This window comes from Marinobacter sp. (assembly GCF_046484525.1).
Taxonomy (GTDB): Bacteria; Pseudomonadota; Gammaproteobacteria; order Pseudomonadales; family Oleiphilaceae; genus Marinobacter.
This window is the reverse complement of record NZ_JAWOIS010000051.1, coordinates 46,873-59,964: the sequence shown is the minus strand read 5'-3', so window position 1 is coordinate 59,964 and position 13,092 is coordinate 46,873. Positions and strand designations below refer to the sequence as shown.

Below are 13,092 nucleotides of genomic sequence, written 5' to 3'. Positions count from 1 at the left end.
GGTCAGGCGCCATCCCTGGCACCATGTGCTTCCTTGCTGTAAACGACAGTTATGCCGCTACGTATTTGCTCAGGTTCTTCTCCTGCTCCAGCAGGGCAACGATGGCATCTACGGCCTCACCGGAAGTGGTGTCGGCATCCGGGAAGATGGCAGCGAAGTTATCCTGAAGTACTTTGCGGAATGCATCGCGGTCAGCTTCCTCTACGCCCAGCAGAACGGCGAGGGTGTCGAGGTTTTCACCGGAGCCACGGGACATGTCACGGGCAACCTTGTCGATGTTGCTATCCATGTACATGGCCATGGATTGAACCGACTCGTTGGTCTGACAACCCAGGGTGCCAGTGGTCATGCCGAAGGTCTGGTTACCGAAGGTACCGTTGGTGGTAGCAGCCAGAACGTGGGGGGCAATACCGGATTGTCCTTTCCAGATCATGGCACCCACGCCGCAGCCTGGCTGGGCAAAAGCCATGGAGGAAGCACCCAGAAGAATTGCACCTACGATCAGTTTTTTCATTATCTACTCCTTTCTGTGTTTTTTTTGCAGTCGTCGCATTGATCTCCCGGCCGGCCCCGAGGGACAGCCGGGAAAGAACGGCCCTGACAGGTCCTGTGGAGACAGGTAGACCGTTGGGTTCAGTATAGTCCAAGTTCCGGATTCGCAAGTGAAGGGATTCGTGAGTATTTGATTTGTGTCGAATTTTTCACGTTAAAGGAGCGCTAACGTGTCACTTTTCAGGTCACATCCACAAAAAAGTCGGGGCGTGTCGCCACGCCCCGACTTTTCTGCCGACCCTTCGGTGAGGCTGTCAGCCACCGAGATAGGCGTTACGTACATCCGGGTTGGCCAGCAGGTTTTTGCCGGTATCGTGCAACCGGATTCGCCCTGTCTCCAGCACATAACCCCGGTCCGCCAGGTTCAGGGCCTGGTGGGCATTCTGCTCCACCAGGAACACTGTAATCCCTTCTTCCCGCAAATGGCCAATGATCTCGAAGATCTGCTGGATCACGATCGGCGCCAGCCCCAGAGAGGGCTCGTCCAGGATGATCATCCGGGGCTTGCTCATCAAGGCCCGGCCGATGGCCAGCATCTGCTGCTCACCGCCGGACATGGTACCGGCGCGCTGGTGCTCCCGTTCCTTGAGCCGGGGGAACAGGTCGTAGACATGATCCTGGCTCTTGCGGATCTCCGCCTTGGTGTTGAAGAAGCCGCCCATGTGGAGGTTCTCTTCAACAGTCAGGCCGGAGAACACACGTCGGCCCTCGGGCACGATGGCAATGCCGGAGCGCATGATCTGGGAGGTAGGAACACTGGTAATGTCCCGCCCTTCCAGAATCACCCGTCCAGAACTGGCCTGGGGGCTGCCGCAGACCGTCATCAGCAGAGTGGTTTTGCCGGCGCCGTTGGCACCGATCAGGGAGACGATCTCGCCTTTTTTGACCTCGACCGATACCCCGTGCAGCGCCTCGATTTTCCCGTAGTGGGTATGAACATTCTCAACTACTAGCATGGTTGGTCCTCAGGCCTCGCCCAGATAGGCTTTGATCACGTCGTCGTTCTGGCGGATTTCCTCCGGCGTGCCACTGGCCAGGGGGCGACCCTGGTTAATGACATTGATCCGGTCGGAAATACCCATCACCAGGCTCATGTCGTGCTCAATCAGCAACACGGAAACGTTGTAGTCCTCTTTCAGGCTGACGATCAGCTGATCCAGTTCCTTGGTTTCCGCCGGGTTGAGGCCGGCAGCCGGCTCGTCCAGCATCAGCAGCTGCGGCTCGGTCACCATGCAGCGGGCAATCTCCAGGCGCCGTTGCTGGCCATAGGCCAGGTTACCGGCTTCCCAGTTGGCCATGTCGAGCAAGCCGACCCGGTCCAGCCAGTATCGTGCCCGCTCCAGGGATTTCTTCTCCCGTTCCCGGTAATCCGGGGTTTTCAGCAGGCCGGCCAGCAGGTTGGTGTTGAGGTGCCGGTGCTGAGCGACCAGCAGGTTCTCCACCACTGTCATCTTGCTGAACAGGCGTACATGCTGGAACGTGCGCACCATGCCCAGGCGGGAAATTTTGTAGTCGGGCTTGCCCTGGATTTCCTGCCCCTGGAACAGGATCTTGCCGCCGGTTGGTTTGTAGAAGCCACTGATGCAGTTGAACACCGTGGTTTTGCCGGCGCCATTCGGGCCGATAATCGAGACAATCTCGTGTTCCCGGACATCCACGGATACCTGGTCCACCGCCAGCAGGCCGCCGAAGCGCATGGACAGATTCTGTACTTCAAGCATTGTCTGTCACCCCTGCTCTTTGAGTTCGATTTGAATGCGGCGCATGGGCAGCAGGCCCTGCGGACGCCAGACCATCATCAGCACCATGGCGGCACCAAAGATGAGCATCCGGTATTCAGAGAACTCCCGGGCGAGCTCGGGCAGGATGGTGACGGCAATCGCAGCCAGGATCACCCCGACCTGTGAGCCCATGCCGCCCAGAACCACGATGGCCAGGATGATGGCGGACTCCAGGAATACGAAGGATTCCGGGCTGATAAAGCCCTGCTTGGAGGCAAACACGGTACCGGCAAAGCCGGCAAAGAAAGCGCCGATGGTGAAGGCCGAGAGTTTTACCGCGGTGCGGCTCATGCCCAGGGAGCGGGCGGCGATCTCGTCTTCCCGAAGGGCTTCCCAGGCACGACCCACGGGCATGCGCATGAAGCGGCGGATGACAAGCAGGGTGAAGATGGCCAGCACCAGGGCGATCAGGTACAGGAAGATCACCTTGTGCTCACCGGAATAGGCGATGCCGAAGGTTTCGTGGAAGGAGACGTTACCTTCCTCCTTGACCCGGCGGCCAAACTCCATGCCGAACAGGGTCGGATCCGGAATGCCACCGATGCCGTTGGGACCGCCGGTGAGCGAAGTCCAGTTGTTCAGCAGGATACGGATAATCTCCCCGAAGCCCAGGGTGACAATGGCGAGGTAGTCACCACGTAACCGGAGCACCGGAAAGCCCAGCACAAACCCGAACAGGGCGGCGAGCAGGGCGCCGATCGGCAAAGCCAGCCAGAAGGAGATCCCGAAGTACTGGGACAGCAGCGCGAAGGTGTAAGCCCCCACCGCATAGAACGCCACATAGCCGAGGTCGAGCAGGCCGGCCAGGCCCACCACCACGTTCAGTCCGAGGGCCAGCATGATGTAGATCAGCACCAGGGTGGCCAGGTCGACCGCGCCGCGGGACACGATAAACGGCCAGATCAGGGCGAACATGATGATTGCTACAAAGAACACCCGCTCCATCAGCAGGCGCTTTTCCAGGGGTACCGGGCCGCTCCTGGCCAGCGGGTTGAGGTTCGGAACCTTGCCGAACACACCCATGATGTTATCGCGGAACAGCTGGAACAGGAAAACCGCAACGGCAGCCAGGAATACGTTGACGACGGTCGCGGTGGTCGCGCCTTCCAGGCCAACAGACGTGCCCTCGGCAACCAGGTTCAGCCCCAGGATCGGATAGGCGATGATTACAGTGATAATTGCACAGAACAGTGCATGTCTAAGATTTTGAGCAGCCATCAGATCTTCTCAACCTCCGGTTTGCCAAGCAGGCCGGTGGGTTTGAACAGCAGAATCAGGATGAGCAGGCTGAACGAGATGACATCCTTGTACTCGCCGCTGAGGTAGCCGGAGGTCATGCTTTCTGCCACGCCGAGTATCAGACCGCCGAGCATGGCGCCCGGGATGCTTCCGATACCACCGAGGACGGCTGCTGTGAACGCTTTCAGGCCGGCAATGAAACCGAACAGAGGATCGACCGAACCGTAGTACATGCCGAGCAGGAGGCCTGCCACGGCTGCCAGGGCGGCACCGATAACGAACGTTGCCGAGATGATCCGGTTGGTGTCAATGCCCAGCAGGTTGGCCATGCCCAGATCCTGGGAAACGGCGCGGCAGGCGCGACCGGTCCGGGAGCGGGCAATGAACAGCGACAGGGCCGTCATACAGATCAGTGTGGTGATGAAGATCGTGATCTGCATGTAGGAGAGGGACATCTGGAAACCCTCGGATGAGCCGAACTGGAAGCCACCCTCGATCAGGGCCGGGAAGCCGATGTTGCGGGAACCCTGCGCCAGATGGACGTAGTTCTGCAGGAAGATGGACATGCCGATGGCGGAAATCAGCGGGATCAGCCGGTGGCGCCCGCGAACCGGCCGGTAGGCGACCCGTTCCACGGCCCAGCCCATGGAGCTGGAGACCAGCATGGCGCAGATCAGCGCCACAATCAGGATCACCGGCAGCCAGGCAACGCCAAGGGAGGTCAGGCCGGTGATGGCAATCAGCGCGGTGTAGGCGCCGATCATGTAGATCTCACCATGGGCAAAGTTGATCATGCCGATGATGCCGTAAACCATCGTGTAACCGATGGCGATCAGGGCATAGGTGCTCCCGATCGTCAGCCCGTTGATGAGCTGCTGAGAGAAGTAAAGGAGGTCTTGCATTGTTTTTGAACTCCGAAGGCCCGCTCCCTCCGCTTCCGTACCCCTGGTCCGGGTTATCCGCACCGGGGGCAAGGGAGAATCAACAGGAGCCTAGAAAAACACCTTCTCCCGGATCGCGGTGAGAAGGTGCTCTCATTATTACCGTTTGTTAACGATTTTGGCTCAGTTTAACGGAGTTTTGCTTCCATCTGAATGCCATTCGTACACAACAAACTCGAATGACTTCATGTCGCCGGCCTGGTCGTATTCAACGGTGCCGATCGGAGTCTGGAAGCTGCCTTCGCGCAGGGCGGCGGCAACATCGAAGGGATCCGTGGATTCAGCCTGTTCGATGCCATCGGCAATCAGCTGAACCGCGGTGTAGGAGGTCAGCACGAACGGACCGGAGGGATCTTCGCCTTTCTCTTCGAACGCCTTAACCAGTGCCTGGTTTTCGGCTTTCTGGTCGAATGCCGGCGGCAGGGTCACCAGCAGGCCTTCTGCTGCCTCGCCAGCGATGGTGTTGATGTCCTTGTTGCCGACACCTTCAGGGCCCATGAACTTGGCGTCCAGGTCAGCCTGGCGCGCCTGGCGCAGGATCAGGCCCAGCTCCGGGTGATAACCGCCGTAGTAGACGTAATCCACATCCGCCTGCTTGAGTTTGGTGACCAGGGAGGAGAAGTCCTTGTCGCCAGCGGTGATACCTTCGAACATGGCGATTTCAATGCCCTGGTCCTTGAGGGTATCGCGCACGGCGGTGGCGATGCCTTCACCGTACTGCTGTTTATCGTGAACGATGGCAACGCGCTCAGGGTTCTGGCTGGCGATGTAATTGCCGGCAACCGGCCCCTGCATGCTGTCCAGACCGATGGTACGGAACACCAGTTCGTAACCGCGCTCGGTGATTTCCGGGCTGGTGGAAGCCGGAGTGACCATCAGGATGCCTTCATCCTCATAGATGTCAGAAGCCGGCTGGGTGGAACTGGAGCACAGGTGGCCTACCACAAAGCGAACACCGTCGTTGACCAGGCTGTTGGCTACGGTTACGGCCTGCTTAGGGTCACAGACATCATCGTACTCGACGGCAACGAGTTCTTCGCCCATCACGCCACCGTTGGCGTTGATCTGCTCAATGGCCATGCGGGCACCGGAGAACTGCATGTCACCATACTGGGCAACGGGGCCGGTCATCGGACCGGCAATGCCGATCTGGATCTCTGCAGCTGCCTGGCCGGCGGCCATCAGTGCGACGGAAGTGCTTACAGCGGTTGCGAGTTTCTTTACTGAGGTTCTCATTGGGTCAATCCTGTTTGGTTCAGGGTTATTCTTGTGTTCTCAGGGGGTTAAACAAACACCACGGACCACTGGTTGTCAAGCAATCGGGGTCGGCGTTTGTTCAGGAACACAACTTTTGCAAAACATGTCTGTATTGAAGACAGAAAGCTCCAATCTGGCAAGCTGCTTGCAAAGCGTGTGCTTGGCTGACAATGGTTTTACGCGTCCGTGCTGTTTTCCTCTTGATCCGGAAACACCAGTGTGCGGAAGCTTTCGTGTTCGCGCAACTGCTCGAAGCTCGGATCCACGGAAGCATCGTCCCGATAGGCTTCCGAAATATCGATGGCTTTCTCCAGGGTGGTCACAGCATCCTCCCAGCGGCCGATTTCCGCATAGGCGCAGGCGAGCTGGTAATGGGCGTGGCCGTTCTCCTGGTCCAGCTTGAGAGCCCGGCGGCACAGGCTGATGGCCCATAGGGGTTCCTGCATTTCAAGAACGGCATCGGCCTTGTAGCTGAGGGCTTCCACATCGTCCGGCCGGAGGTCGAGGATGCGGTCGTAGGCAGCGATCTTGTTCTGCTGGGAGGTTTCCTGGCTTGCCTTGAGCCAGAGCGAGTGCACCTCGTTGGTGCGTTCAATCTCGGCCTGGTTCTGGTGAATGATGTCGGATTTCTGCTGGAGTTGCTCCTCGATGGATTTCAGGCGCTTCTCGTATTCCACCACGAGCTCGTTTACCCGTTTTTCCGCGACGCTGGCCAGCTGGTTCCGCATGTCCCGGATCGAGTTCCAGCCAATCACAACCAGGATGGAGGTGGCGCCGGCAATCAGGTAGAAGAAGTAGGTGACCGTATCGGTGGCGTAGGACATGGTCTTGTCTGCCACGGAAAGCTCCTTGTCGACCACCTTCTCGATCAATTCGGCGCGGGTATCCATCATTTCCTTGCGCAAGGCTTTGCTTTCCTCCAGCAGGTAGAGTTCGATGAACGGCGTGTACATGGGCTCTTCCAGGTCGGCCAGCGCAGCGGCCACGTCATCGGAGGTGACATCGTCGTCCATGGATGACCCCTCTCCGGTGCCTTGGGCGGCCGCAGTCCCGACCAAAAGGAGCAGGCACAGCATCGCGCCGGCACGCCATTCCTTGAGCAATGACAGTAGCGAGAGGGTGAATCGGTTGATCATGGTGCTGCGTCCGTTTTGCGGTTTTGGAAAACAGCTGACCTTAGCACAGTGGCTTACGGAAAAAATGCCGTACCGACAGTTTAAAGGGGATTGGAGCGGGATTAAGTGGAGGTGCCCACTTGCATTTGGCGGTACAAAGACCTCTAATACTTAGAGGTATAAACAAGTGTTGAGTAGTCGGAGCAACTCTGTGGACAATTATGAACAGGTGCTGGTAGCGCTTCGCCGCGTCATCCGTGCAACGGATCTTCATTCCAAGCGGCTGAGCAAGCACGCCGGGCTCACCGGCCCGCAGCTGTTGATCATGCGTACCATCCGGGATCTGGGCGAAGTGACCATCGGCACCATCGCCGATAAGGTCAGCCTGAGTCAGGCCACCGTGACCACGATCCTGGACCGGCTGGAGCACCGTAAGCTGGTTTACCGTGTCCGCAGCACCAAAGACAAGCGCAAGGTCCACGCGCACCTGACCGAAGAAGGCGCCGACATCCTCTCCCGCGCCCCGAATCCCCTGCAGGAAGACTTTATTCAAAAGTTCCAGAGCCTGCACGAGTGGGAGCAGACCATGATCCTGGCCTCGTTGCAGCGTGTGGCGAACATGATGGACGCCGATGAAATCGACGCTTCGCCGGTGCTGACCGTGGGGTCGGTGTTGAAGGACGATGGTTGGAAGGAGAAGGCCTGAAGCTTGAAAAAGGGGTCAGAAGAAGGCGTTCTTCAGACTCCGCACACCTCCGAAATCGCGCCATCCCCCGGGGTCAGATGAACGCCTTCATCTGACCCCTTTTTCACCGCCCGGCGGGTCCGGGGCTCGCAAAACTCGGGGTAGCCTATTCGGGCATCCTGGCGCTGATCTCAATGGATTGATACCACGCCGCCAGATCCGCTATCTCCTGATCGGTCAGGTTCTTGGCCACCACCGACATCATTTCATGTTCTCGCTTGCCGCTGCGGAAGGCCTTCAGCTGGTTCTGAATGTAAATCTGGCTTTCGCCGGCAAGGTTTGGTGCGATCGGTATTTTGGCAATACCATCCAGGCCATGACAGGTCTTGCATTGGGCCGCCAGTTTCCGTCCTTCGGCGGGGTCGGCGGCAAGGGCCGCGGAAGACAGCGTCAAGAGGGTCAACAGGAGTACCGCGCCGGATAGCACGGACTTCATGTTTCTCTGCATACGGGCTCTCCAGTAAGCCGGGGAGTCGGCACATCCCCGGCACTTCTACGGATGGGTAAGGCTCAGGAGCCTGATCCGGTATAGGCGATCCGGTAAACGGCTCCGGCAAGGTCATCAGAGACCAGCAGCGAACCGTCCTTCAGTTGCGCCACATCCACCGGGCGACCCAGGTATTCACCGTTCTCATCCAGCCAGCCTTCCGCGAAAGGCACGGTCTCACCGGCAATATTGCCCTCCGCGTCCACCGGTGTGAACATCACCCGGGCCCCGATCGGTACTGTCCGGTTCCAGGAGCCGTGCTGAGCAGAGAAAATTCCGCCCTCGTACTTTTTCGGGAACATCTTGCCGGTGTAGAACATCATTCCCAGGTCTGCTGCATGGGCCACGGTCTCGGAAACCGGGAAAACCACCTCGACCGGCACTTCCTCACCCTTGTACTCGTTGGTACGGACATCTCCGCCTCCGTACCAGGGATGACCAAAGTGCTGACCCATGGCAGTTTGCCGGTTGATTTCACCGGGAGGGATGTCGTCCCCCATGCCATCCACCTGGTTGTCCGTGAACCAGAGTTCGCCGGTGGCCGGGTGGAAATCATGACCAACCGAGTTCCGGATGCCGCGGGTGTAAACCTCGCGCTCGGTACCATCCTGATTTACCCGGATGATGCCGCCGATACCCTCTTCGTTAAATGTATCCAGATGTTCGCGGGGTGCCACGTTATAGGGCTGGCCCAGCGAGATATAGAGCTTGCCGTCCGGACCCACGTCGCAGACCCGTGCGGTGTGGTTGTAGCTCACGAATTGCTCCGGGATCAGCTCGCCCTGGGGAATGACCTCGGAGGCCACCACGTCACCACCTTCATAGAAGAATTCGGCGGCAGGGTAGGCAAGCACCCGGTTCTGCTCCGCGATGTAGAGCACGCCGTCCGGCGAGAAGCAGGGGCCATTGGGTACAGCCTTGGGCAGTGAGGGGGCGAAGTTCTTGACCTCATCGGCCACGCGATCCTTGTCACGGTCGGTTATTGCCCAGACTTCTGTTTTCCGGGTTCCCACGAAAGTGACCACGCCCTGGGGGCCAACAGCGATGTGGCGGGCGTCCGGGGCCAGGGCATACAGACTGATTTCAAAGCCGTCTGGCAGTTGAATTTTCTCCAGCGTTTTGCGGATGGCGTCGGCGCTGTCGCTGTTCTGGTCGATAACAGTGAACTCGGCCTTTCCAGTGGTCTGAAAATTGCCCAGTTTTTTGAGTGTGTTGTCAGACTGGCTGTGAGCGAAGGGAATGAAAGTGAGGCCTGCGGCCACGCACAGGATTGAGGCTTTTTTGTTCATTGTTTTACCGCTCTCTTTCTCAACGAGTAGGGCGCCGGTGGCCCGAAAGCCACCGATCGTTTACTTTTTGATCGAAGTCAAATCGAGTAAAGACAACGGTGTGACGGGCGTCAAGTCAGGTGCCCACTGGTCGGACCAGTTTCGTCAATGGACGCTCGACCCCTTCCGCGGCTTGTTGCCAAAGCAGACCTGAAATACGTCGTTGTAATGTCGGGCAAAACTCACCGTCAGTCCTTCCTTGAGATATTCTGGCAGCTCCTCGTAATCCCCCCGGTTTGCCTCCGGCAGAATCAAGTTGCTGATCTTCTGCCGCCGCGCGGCGATCACCTTTTCCCGGATGCCGCCGACCGGAAGCACCTGGCCCGTCAGGGTCAGCTCACCGGTCATGGCCATATTTTGCTGGGGAGCCTCCTTCCGTGCGATGGATAGCAACGCAGTGGCCATGGTAACCCCGGCACTCGGGCCGTCCTTTGGCGTGGCGCCTTCGGGCACATGCAGGTGCACAAAGGACTTGTCGAAGAAGGTCGGGTCGCCCTTGTACCGTTTCAGGTTTGATGACACGTAGCTGTAGGCGATCTCCGCCGACTCCCGCATCACATCCCCCAACTGACCGGTGAGCTTGAAGCCCCGCTGGCTGCTGTGGATGCGGGAGGCCTCAATGCTCAGGGTGGCGCCGCCCATGGCGGTCCAGGCCAGGCCGGTGACCACACCGGTGCCCTTGAGCGACTTCTCCTTGCGGAAGGCCGGCTGCCCCAGGTAGTCGGCCAGGTCCGCCACGCCTACCTTCACCGGCTTGTCCGGATCATCCAGCAGCTTCACAATGCCCTTGCGGATGATCTTGTGCAGCAGTTTTTCCAGGTTCCGCACGCCCGCTTCCCGGGCGTACCCCTCGATCACCTGCCTGAGGGCGGCGTCGGTGACGTTGAGCTGCTTTTTCAGCAACCCGGCCCGCTTGAGCAATCGTGGCATCAGATGGTGCTTGGCAATCGCCAGCTTTTCCTCGGTGATATAGCCGGACAGGCGAATGACATCCATCCGGTCCAGCAACGGCCGGGGAATGGTATCCAGCTGGTTGGCGGTACAGATGAACAGTACCTTGGACAGGTCCATGCGGACATCCAGATAGTGGTCGAGGAACTCCCGATTCTGCTCCGGGTCCAGAGTTTCCAGCAAGGCAGAGGCCGGGTCCCCCTGGAAGGACGCACCAATCTTGTCGATCTCATCCAGCATGATCACCGGGTTGGCGACTTTTGAATCCTTCAGGGCTTGCACGAATTTACCGGGCATGGCGCCGATGTAGGTGCGCCGGTGGCCCTTGATCTCAGCCTCGTCACGCATGCCGCCAACGCTGAACCGGTAGAACTGGCGGCCCAGGGCATCGGCCACTGAATGCCCGATGGAGGTCTTGCCCACGCCGGGCGGACCGACCAGCAGCAGGATTGAGCCGCTGACCTCGCCCTTGAAGGTGCCCTCGGCGAGGAACTCGGTGATGCGGTCTTTCACATCGTCCAGGCCGTCATGTTCCCGGTCGAGAATGCGCCGGGCCTCGGCCAGATCGAAATGGTCCTCGGAATACTGGCCCCAGGGAACCTGGGTAAGCCAGTCCAGATAATTGCGGGTCACGCCGTATTCCGGAGAGCCCTGTTCCAGCACCTGCAGTTTTTGCAGTTCGTCCCGGAACCGTTCCTGTACCGGCTCAGGGGGATCCAACTTGGCCATTCGCTCCTCGAAGCGCTCCGCGTCGGCCGTCTTGTCGTCCTTGGCCATGCCCAACTCCCGCTGGATGACCTTGAGTTGCTCCCGCAGGAAAAATTCACGCTGGTGCTTCTGGACCTTTTCGTTGACCTCCTCACTGATCTCGGATTGCAGGCGCGCCACTTCCTGCTCCTTGCGCATCAGCAGCAGGACCTTTTCCATGCGCCGGAGCAGCGGCACGGTGTCCAGCACTTCCTGGAGTTCCGGACCGGGGGCGCTGGTCATGGAAGCACCAAAGTCAGCCAGGGGCGAGCTGTCGTCAGGCCCGAAGCGGGACAGGTACTGCTTCACTTCCTCGCCATAGAGCGGGTTGGTACGCAGCAGCTCCTTGATGGCGCTGATGATGGCAAGGGTATAGGCCTTCAGTTCGTCGGCGTCCTCCTCCGGTTCGCTGGGATATTCCACTTCCACCAGATAGGGGGGCTTGCGGCGCAACCACTGGACAATGCGGAACCGCTGCAGCCCCTGGGCGATGAACTGGACCTTGCCGCTTTCCTTCTGGGCGTGGTGCACGCGCACGGCGCAGCCGATGGTTTCCAGTTGCTCGCTGGCGGGGATGCCCTGTTCGGTGTCGTGTTCTTCCACGTAGCAGATACCGAGGACACGATGATCGGTCTCGCCCACGCGCTTGAGGGTTTCATGCCAGGGATCCTGGTTGACCATCACCGGCTGAACCTGGGCCGGGAAGAACGGGCGATTGGAGACCGGCAGTACGTACATGCGCTTGGGCATGATCTGCTGGGTCAGGGCAAGGCTCTTGCTGTGTTCATCCTTGCCGATGTATTCGGTCACGTCTTCCTCGAATTCCTCAAGGCGGTCATTGCGGTTTTCGTCATTCATGCCGTCGTTGCATCCCTCAAAGGTTGTCATCGCGCGGGCGATAGTGAACAGTGGCCCGCGATCATGTCTACTTGCGTATGTAGCGGCAGTTACGGCTATTTCAAGGATTTGGCTTGGTCGCAGACCGTAGAATCCGAAGTCATCGGGAGCTTGATTTTCCCGCTACTGGCCCCATGATCGAAGCAGATTCCTATATTCATTCAACGGTTTCAGGTGCCCCGATGAGCAACTCGCCCTATGTTTTTGACGCCACCATGGAGAATTTTCAGCAGGAGGTAATGGATGCCTCTGCCAATACGCCCATACTGATCGATGTCTGGGCCGAGTGGTGCGCGCCGTGCAAGCAGCTGATGCCGATTCTCGAGAAGCTGGCCAATGAATACGAAGGCGGCTTCAAGCTCGCCAAGGTCAACGCCGACGAACAGCAACAGCTGACCGCAAGCCTTGGCGTGCGCAGCCTGCCCACCGTGATCCTCGTGAAGGATGGCCAGGCCGTGGACGGCTTCAACGCCGCCCAGCCCGAGAGCGAAATCCGTAAAGTGCTGGACAAGCACGTGGAGGCACCGAAAGAAGATCCCTATGACGCCGCCCATAGACTGTGGGAAAACGGCGACGTGAACGGCGCCCTCGAGATCCTCACTGAGCTGAACCGTCAGGACCCCGAAAACATGAAGGTCCTGATCGATCTGGCGCAACTGAAGGCGGAAACCGGCGACCTGGAAACCGCCGAGCAGGTGTTGGATAGCCTGCCGCCGGAAGAAAAGATGCAGCACCAGGCCAAGCAGCTGGCCGCCCGCATCAAGTTCATTAAGCAGGCCGGAGAGTTGCCTCCGATTGACGAACTGCAGAAAAAGCTGGAGGCCGACCCGAAAAACGCCGAAGCCCTGCACCAGCTAGCGTTGCAGCACGTGCTCCAAGACGAGAATGCCGAAGCCATGGACCTGCTGATTCGCCTGATGCAGGCTGACAGCACCTACATGGATGGCATTGCCAAGAGCACCCTGATTGAGCTGTTCGACAAACTCGGCAACAACAATCCGGACGTACGCACCTATCGTAGGAAGCTGTATACCCTGATGCACTGATTGTGA

General features: G+C 58.9%; 12 protein-coding genes. 2 read left to right on the top strand and 10 right to left on the bottom strand.

The annotated features are described in order from the left end of the window. Window positions 1-49: 49 nt before the first annotated feature. The 7 genes from R6W86_RS11455 to R6W86_RS11425 form a co-directional block, all read right to left on the bottom strand. Window positions 50-514, bottom strand: coding sequence for a DUF3015 domain-containing protein (locus tag R6W86_RS11455; RefSeq protein WP_410329490.1), 465 nt, complete (start codon window positions 512-514; stop codon window positions 50-52). Window positions 515-806: 292 nt separating this feature from the next. Further along, window positions 807-1,508 (bottom strand): ABC transporter ATP-binding protein, encoded by a 702-nt coding sequence (locus R6W86_RS11450; protein ID WP_410329489.1) that lies wholly within the window; start codon window positions 1,506-1,508, stop codon window positions 807-809. 9 nt (window positions 1,509-1,517) lie between these two features. Beyond that, a complete protein-coding gene (gene livG / locus R6W86_RS11445) occupies window positions 1,518-2,273 on the bottom strand; it encodes a high-affinity branched-chain amino acid ABC transporter ATP-binding protein LivG (protein WP_410329488.1) in 756 nt (251 codons plus the stop codon). 6 nt (window positions 2,274-2,279) lie between these two features. Next, window positions 2,280-3,551: a high-affinity branched-chain amino acid ABC transporter permease LivM gene (locus R6W86_RS11440; protein WP_410329487.1), complete on the bottom strand. Its 1,272-nt coding sequence runs from the start codon at window positions 3,549-3,551 to the stop codon at window positions 2,280-2,282. Next, window positions 3,551-4,474, bottom strand: a complete 924-nt coding sequence (gene livH, locus R6W86_RS11435) for a high-affinity branched-chain amino acid ABC transporter permease LivH (protein ID WP_410329486.1) — start codon at window positions 4,472-4,474, stop codon at window positions 3,551-3,553. The genes R6W86_RS11440 and livH overlap by 1 nt, the downstream gene beginning before the upstream one ends. 162 nt (window positions 4,475-4,636) lie before the next feature. Beyond that, window positions 4,637-5,749 (bottom strand): branched-chain amino acid ABC transporter substrate-binding protein, encoded by a 1,113-nt coding sequence (locus R6W86_RS11430; protein ID WP_410329485.1) that lies wholly within the window; start codon window positions 5,747-5,749, stop codon window positions 4,637-4,639. Between the two features lie 197 nt (window positions 5,750-5,946). Next, window positions 5,947-6,903, bottom strand: a complete 957-nt coding sequence (locus tag R6W86_RS11425) for a tetratricopeptide repeat protein (RefSeq protein ID WP_410329509.1) — start codon at window positions 6,901-6,903, stop codon at window positions 5,947-5,949. A 193-nt stretch (window positions 6,904-7,096) separates the two neighbouring features. Between R6W86_RS11425 and R6W86_RS11420 the strand changes: the two genes are divergently transcribed. After that, the gene (locus R6W86_RS11420; RefSeq protein WP_092006365.1) at window positions 7,097-7,591 is read left to right on the top strand and encodes a MarR family winged helix-turn-helix transcriptional regulator; all 495 of its coding nucleotides are present in this window, start codon (window positions 7,097-7,099) and stop codon (window positions 7,589-7,591) included. A gap of 145 nt (window positions 7,592-7,736) precedes the next feature. Here the strand turns inward: R6W86_RS11420 and R6W86_RS11415 are convergent, their stop codons facing one another. From R6W86_RS11415 to lon, 3 genes are all read right to left on the bottom strand, one after another. After that, window positions 7,737-8,078 carry a c-type cytochrome gene (locus R6W86_RS11415; RefSeq protein WP_410329484.1) on the bottom strand — a complete coding sequence of 114 codons (342 nt, stop codon included), beginning with the start codon at window positions 8,076-8,078 and terminating at the stop codon, window positions 7,737-7,739. A 62-nt stretch (window positions 8,079-8,140) separates the two neighbouring features. Next, complete coding sequence (locus tag R6W86_RS11410; RefSeq protein WP_410329483.1) at window positions 8,141-9,406, bottom strand: PQQ-dependent sugar dehydrogenase; 1,266 nt, start codon at window positions 9,404-9,406, stop codon at window positions 8,141-8,143. Between the two features lie 144 nt (window positions 9,407-9,550). Next, window positions 9,551-12,001: an endopeptidase La gene (lon, locus tag R6W86_RS11405; protein WP_410329482.1), complete on the bottom strand. Its 2,451-nt coding sequence runs from the start codon at window positions 11,999-12,001 to the stop codon at window positions 9,551-9,553. A 221-nt stretch (window positions 12,002-12,222) separates the two neighbouring features. On the opposite strand from lon, the gene trxA reads away from it, so the two are divergent. Then, entirely contained in the window at window positions 12,223-13,086 is an 864-nt protein-coding gene (gene trxA / locus R6W86_RS11400; protein ID WP_410329481.1) for a thioredoxin, read from the top strand. Window positions 13,087-13,092 lie beyond the last annotated feature (6 nt).

What these genes read in the sequence shown, in the direction of transcription:
- R6W86_RS11455 (WP_410329490.1), bottom strand. Translation starts at nt 514, where the DNA reads ATGAAAAAACTGATCGTAGGTGCAATTCTTCTGGGTGCTTCCTCCATG.
- R6W86_RS11450 (WP_410329489.1), bottom strand. Translation starts at nt 1,508, where the DNA reads ATGCTAGTAGTTGAGAATGTTCATACCCACTACGGGAAAATCGAGGCG.
- livG (WP_410329488.1), bottom strand. Translation starts at nt 2,273, where the DNA reads ATGCTTGAAGTACAGAATCTGTCCATGCGCTTCGGCGGCCTGCTGGCG.
- R6W86_RS11440 (WP_410329487.1), bottom strand. Translation starts at nt 3,551, where the DNA reads ATGGCTGCTCAAAATCTTAGACATGCACTGTTCTGTGCAATTATCACT.
- livH (WP_410329486.1), bottom strand. Translation starts at nt 4,474, where the DNA reads ATGCAAGACCTCCTTTACTTCTCTCAGCAGCTCATCAACGGGCTGACG.
- R6W86_RS11430 (WP_410329485.1), bottom strand. Translation starts at nt 5,749, where the DNA reads ATGAGAACCTCAGTAAAGAAACTCGCAACCGCTGTAAGCACTTCCGTC.
- R6W86_RS11415 (WP_410329484.1), bottom strand. Translation starts at nt 8,078, where the DNA reads ATGCAGAGAAACATGAAGTCCGTGCTATCCGGCGCGGTACTCCTGTTG.
- R6W86_RS11410 (WP_410329483.1), bottom strand. Translation starts at nt 9,406, where the DNA reads ATGAACAAAAAAGCCTCAATCCTGTGCGTGGCCGCAGGCCTCACTTTC.
- lon (WP_410329482.1), bottom strand. Translation starts at nt 12,001, where the DNA reads ATGAATGACGAAAACCGCAATGACCGCCTTGAGGAATTCGAGGAAGAC.
- trxA (WP_410329481.1), top strand. Translation starts at nt 12,223, where the DNA reads ATGAGCAACTCGCCCTATGTTTTTGACGCCACCATGGAGAATTTTCAG.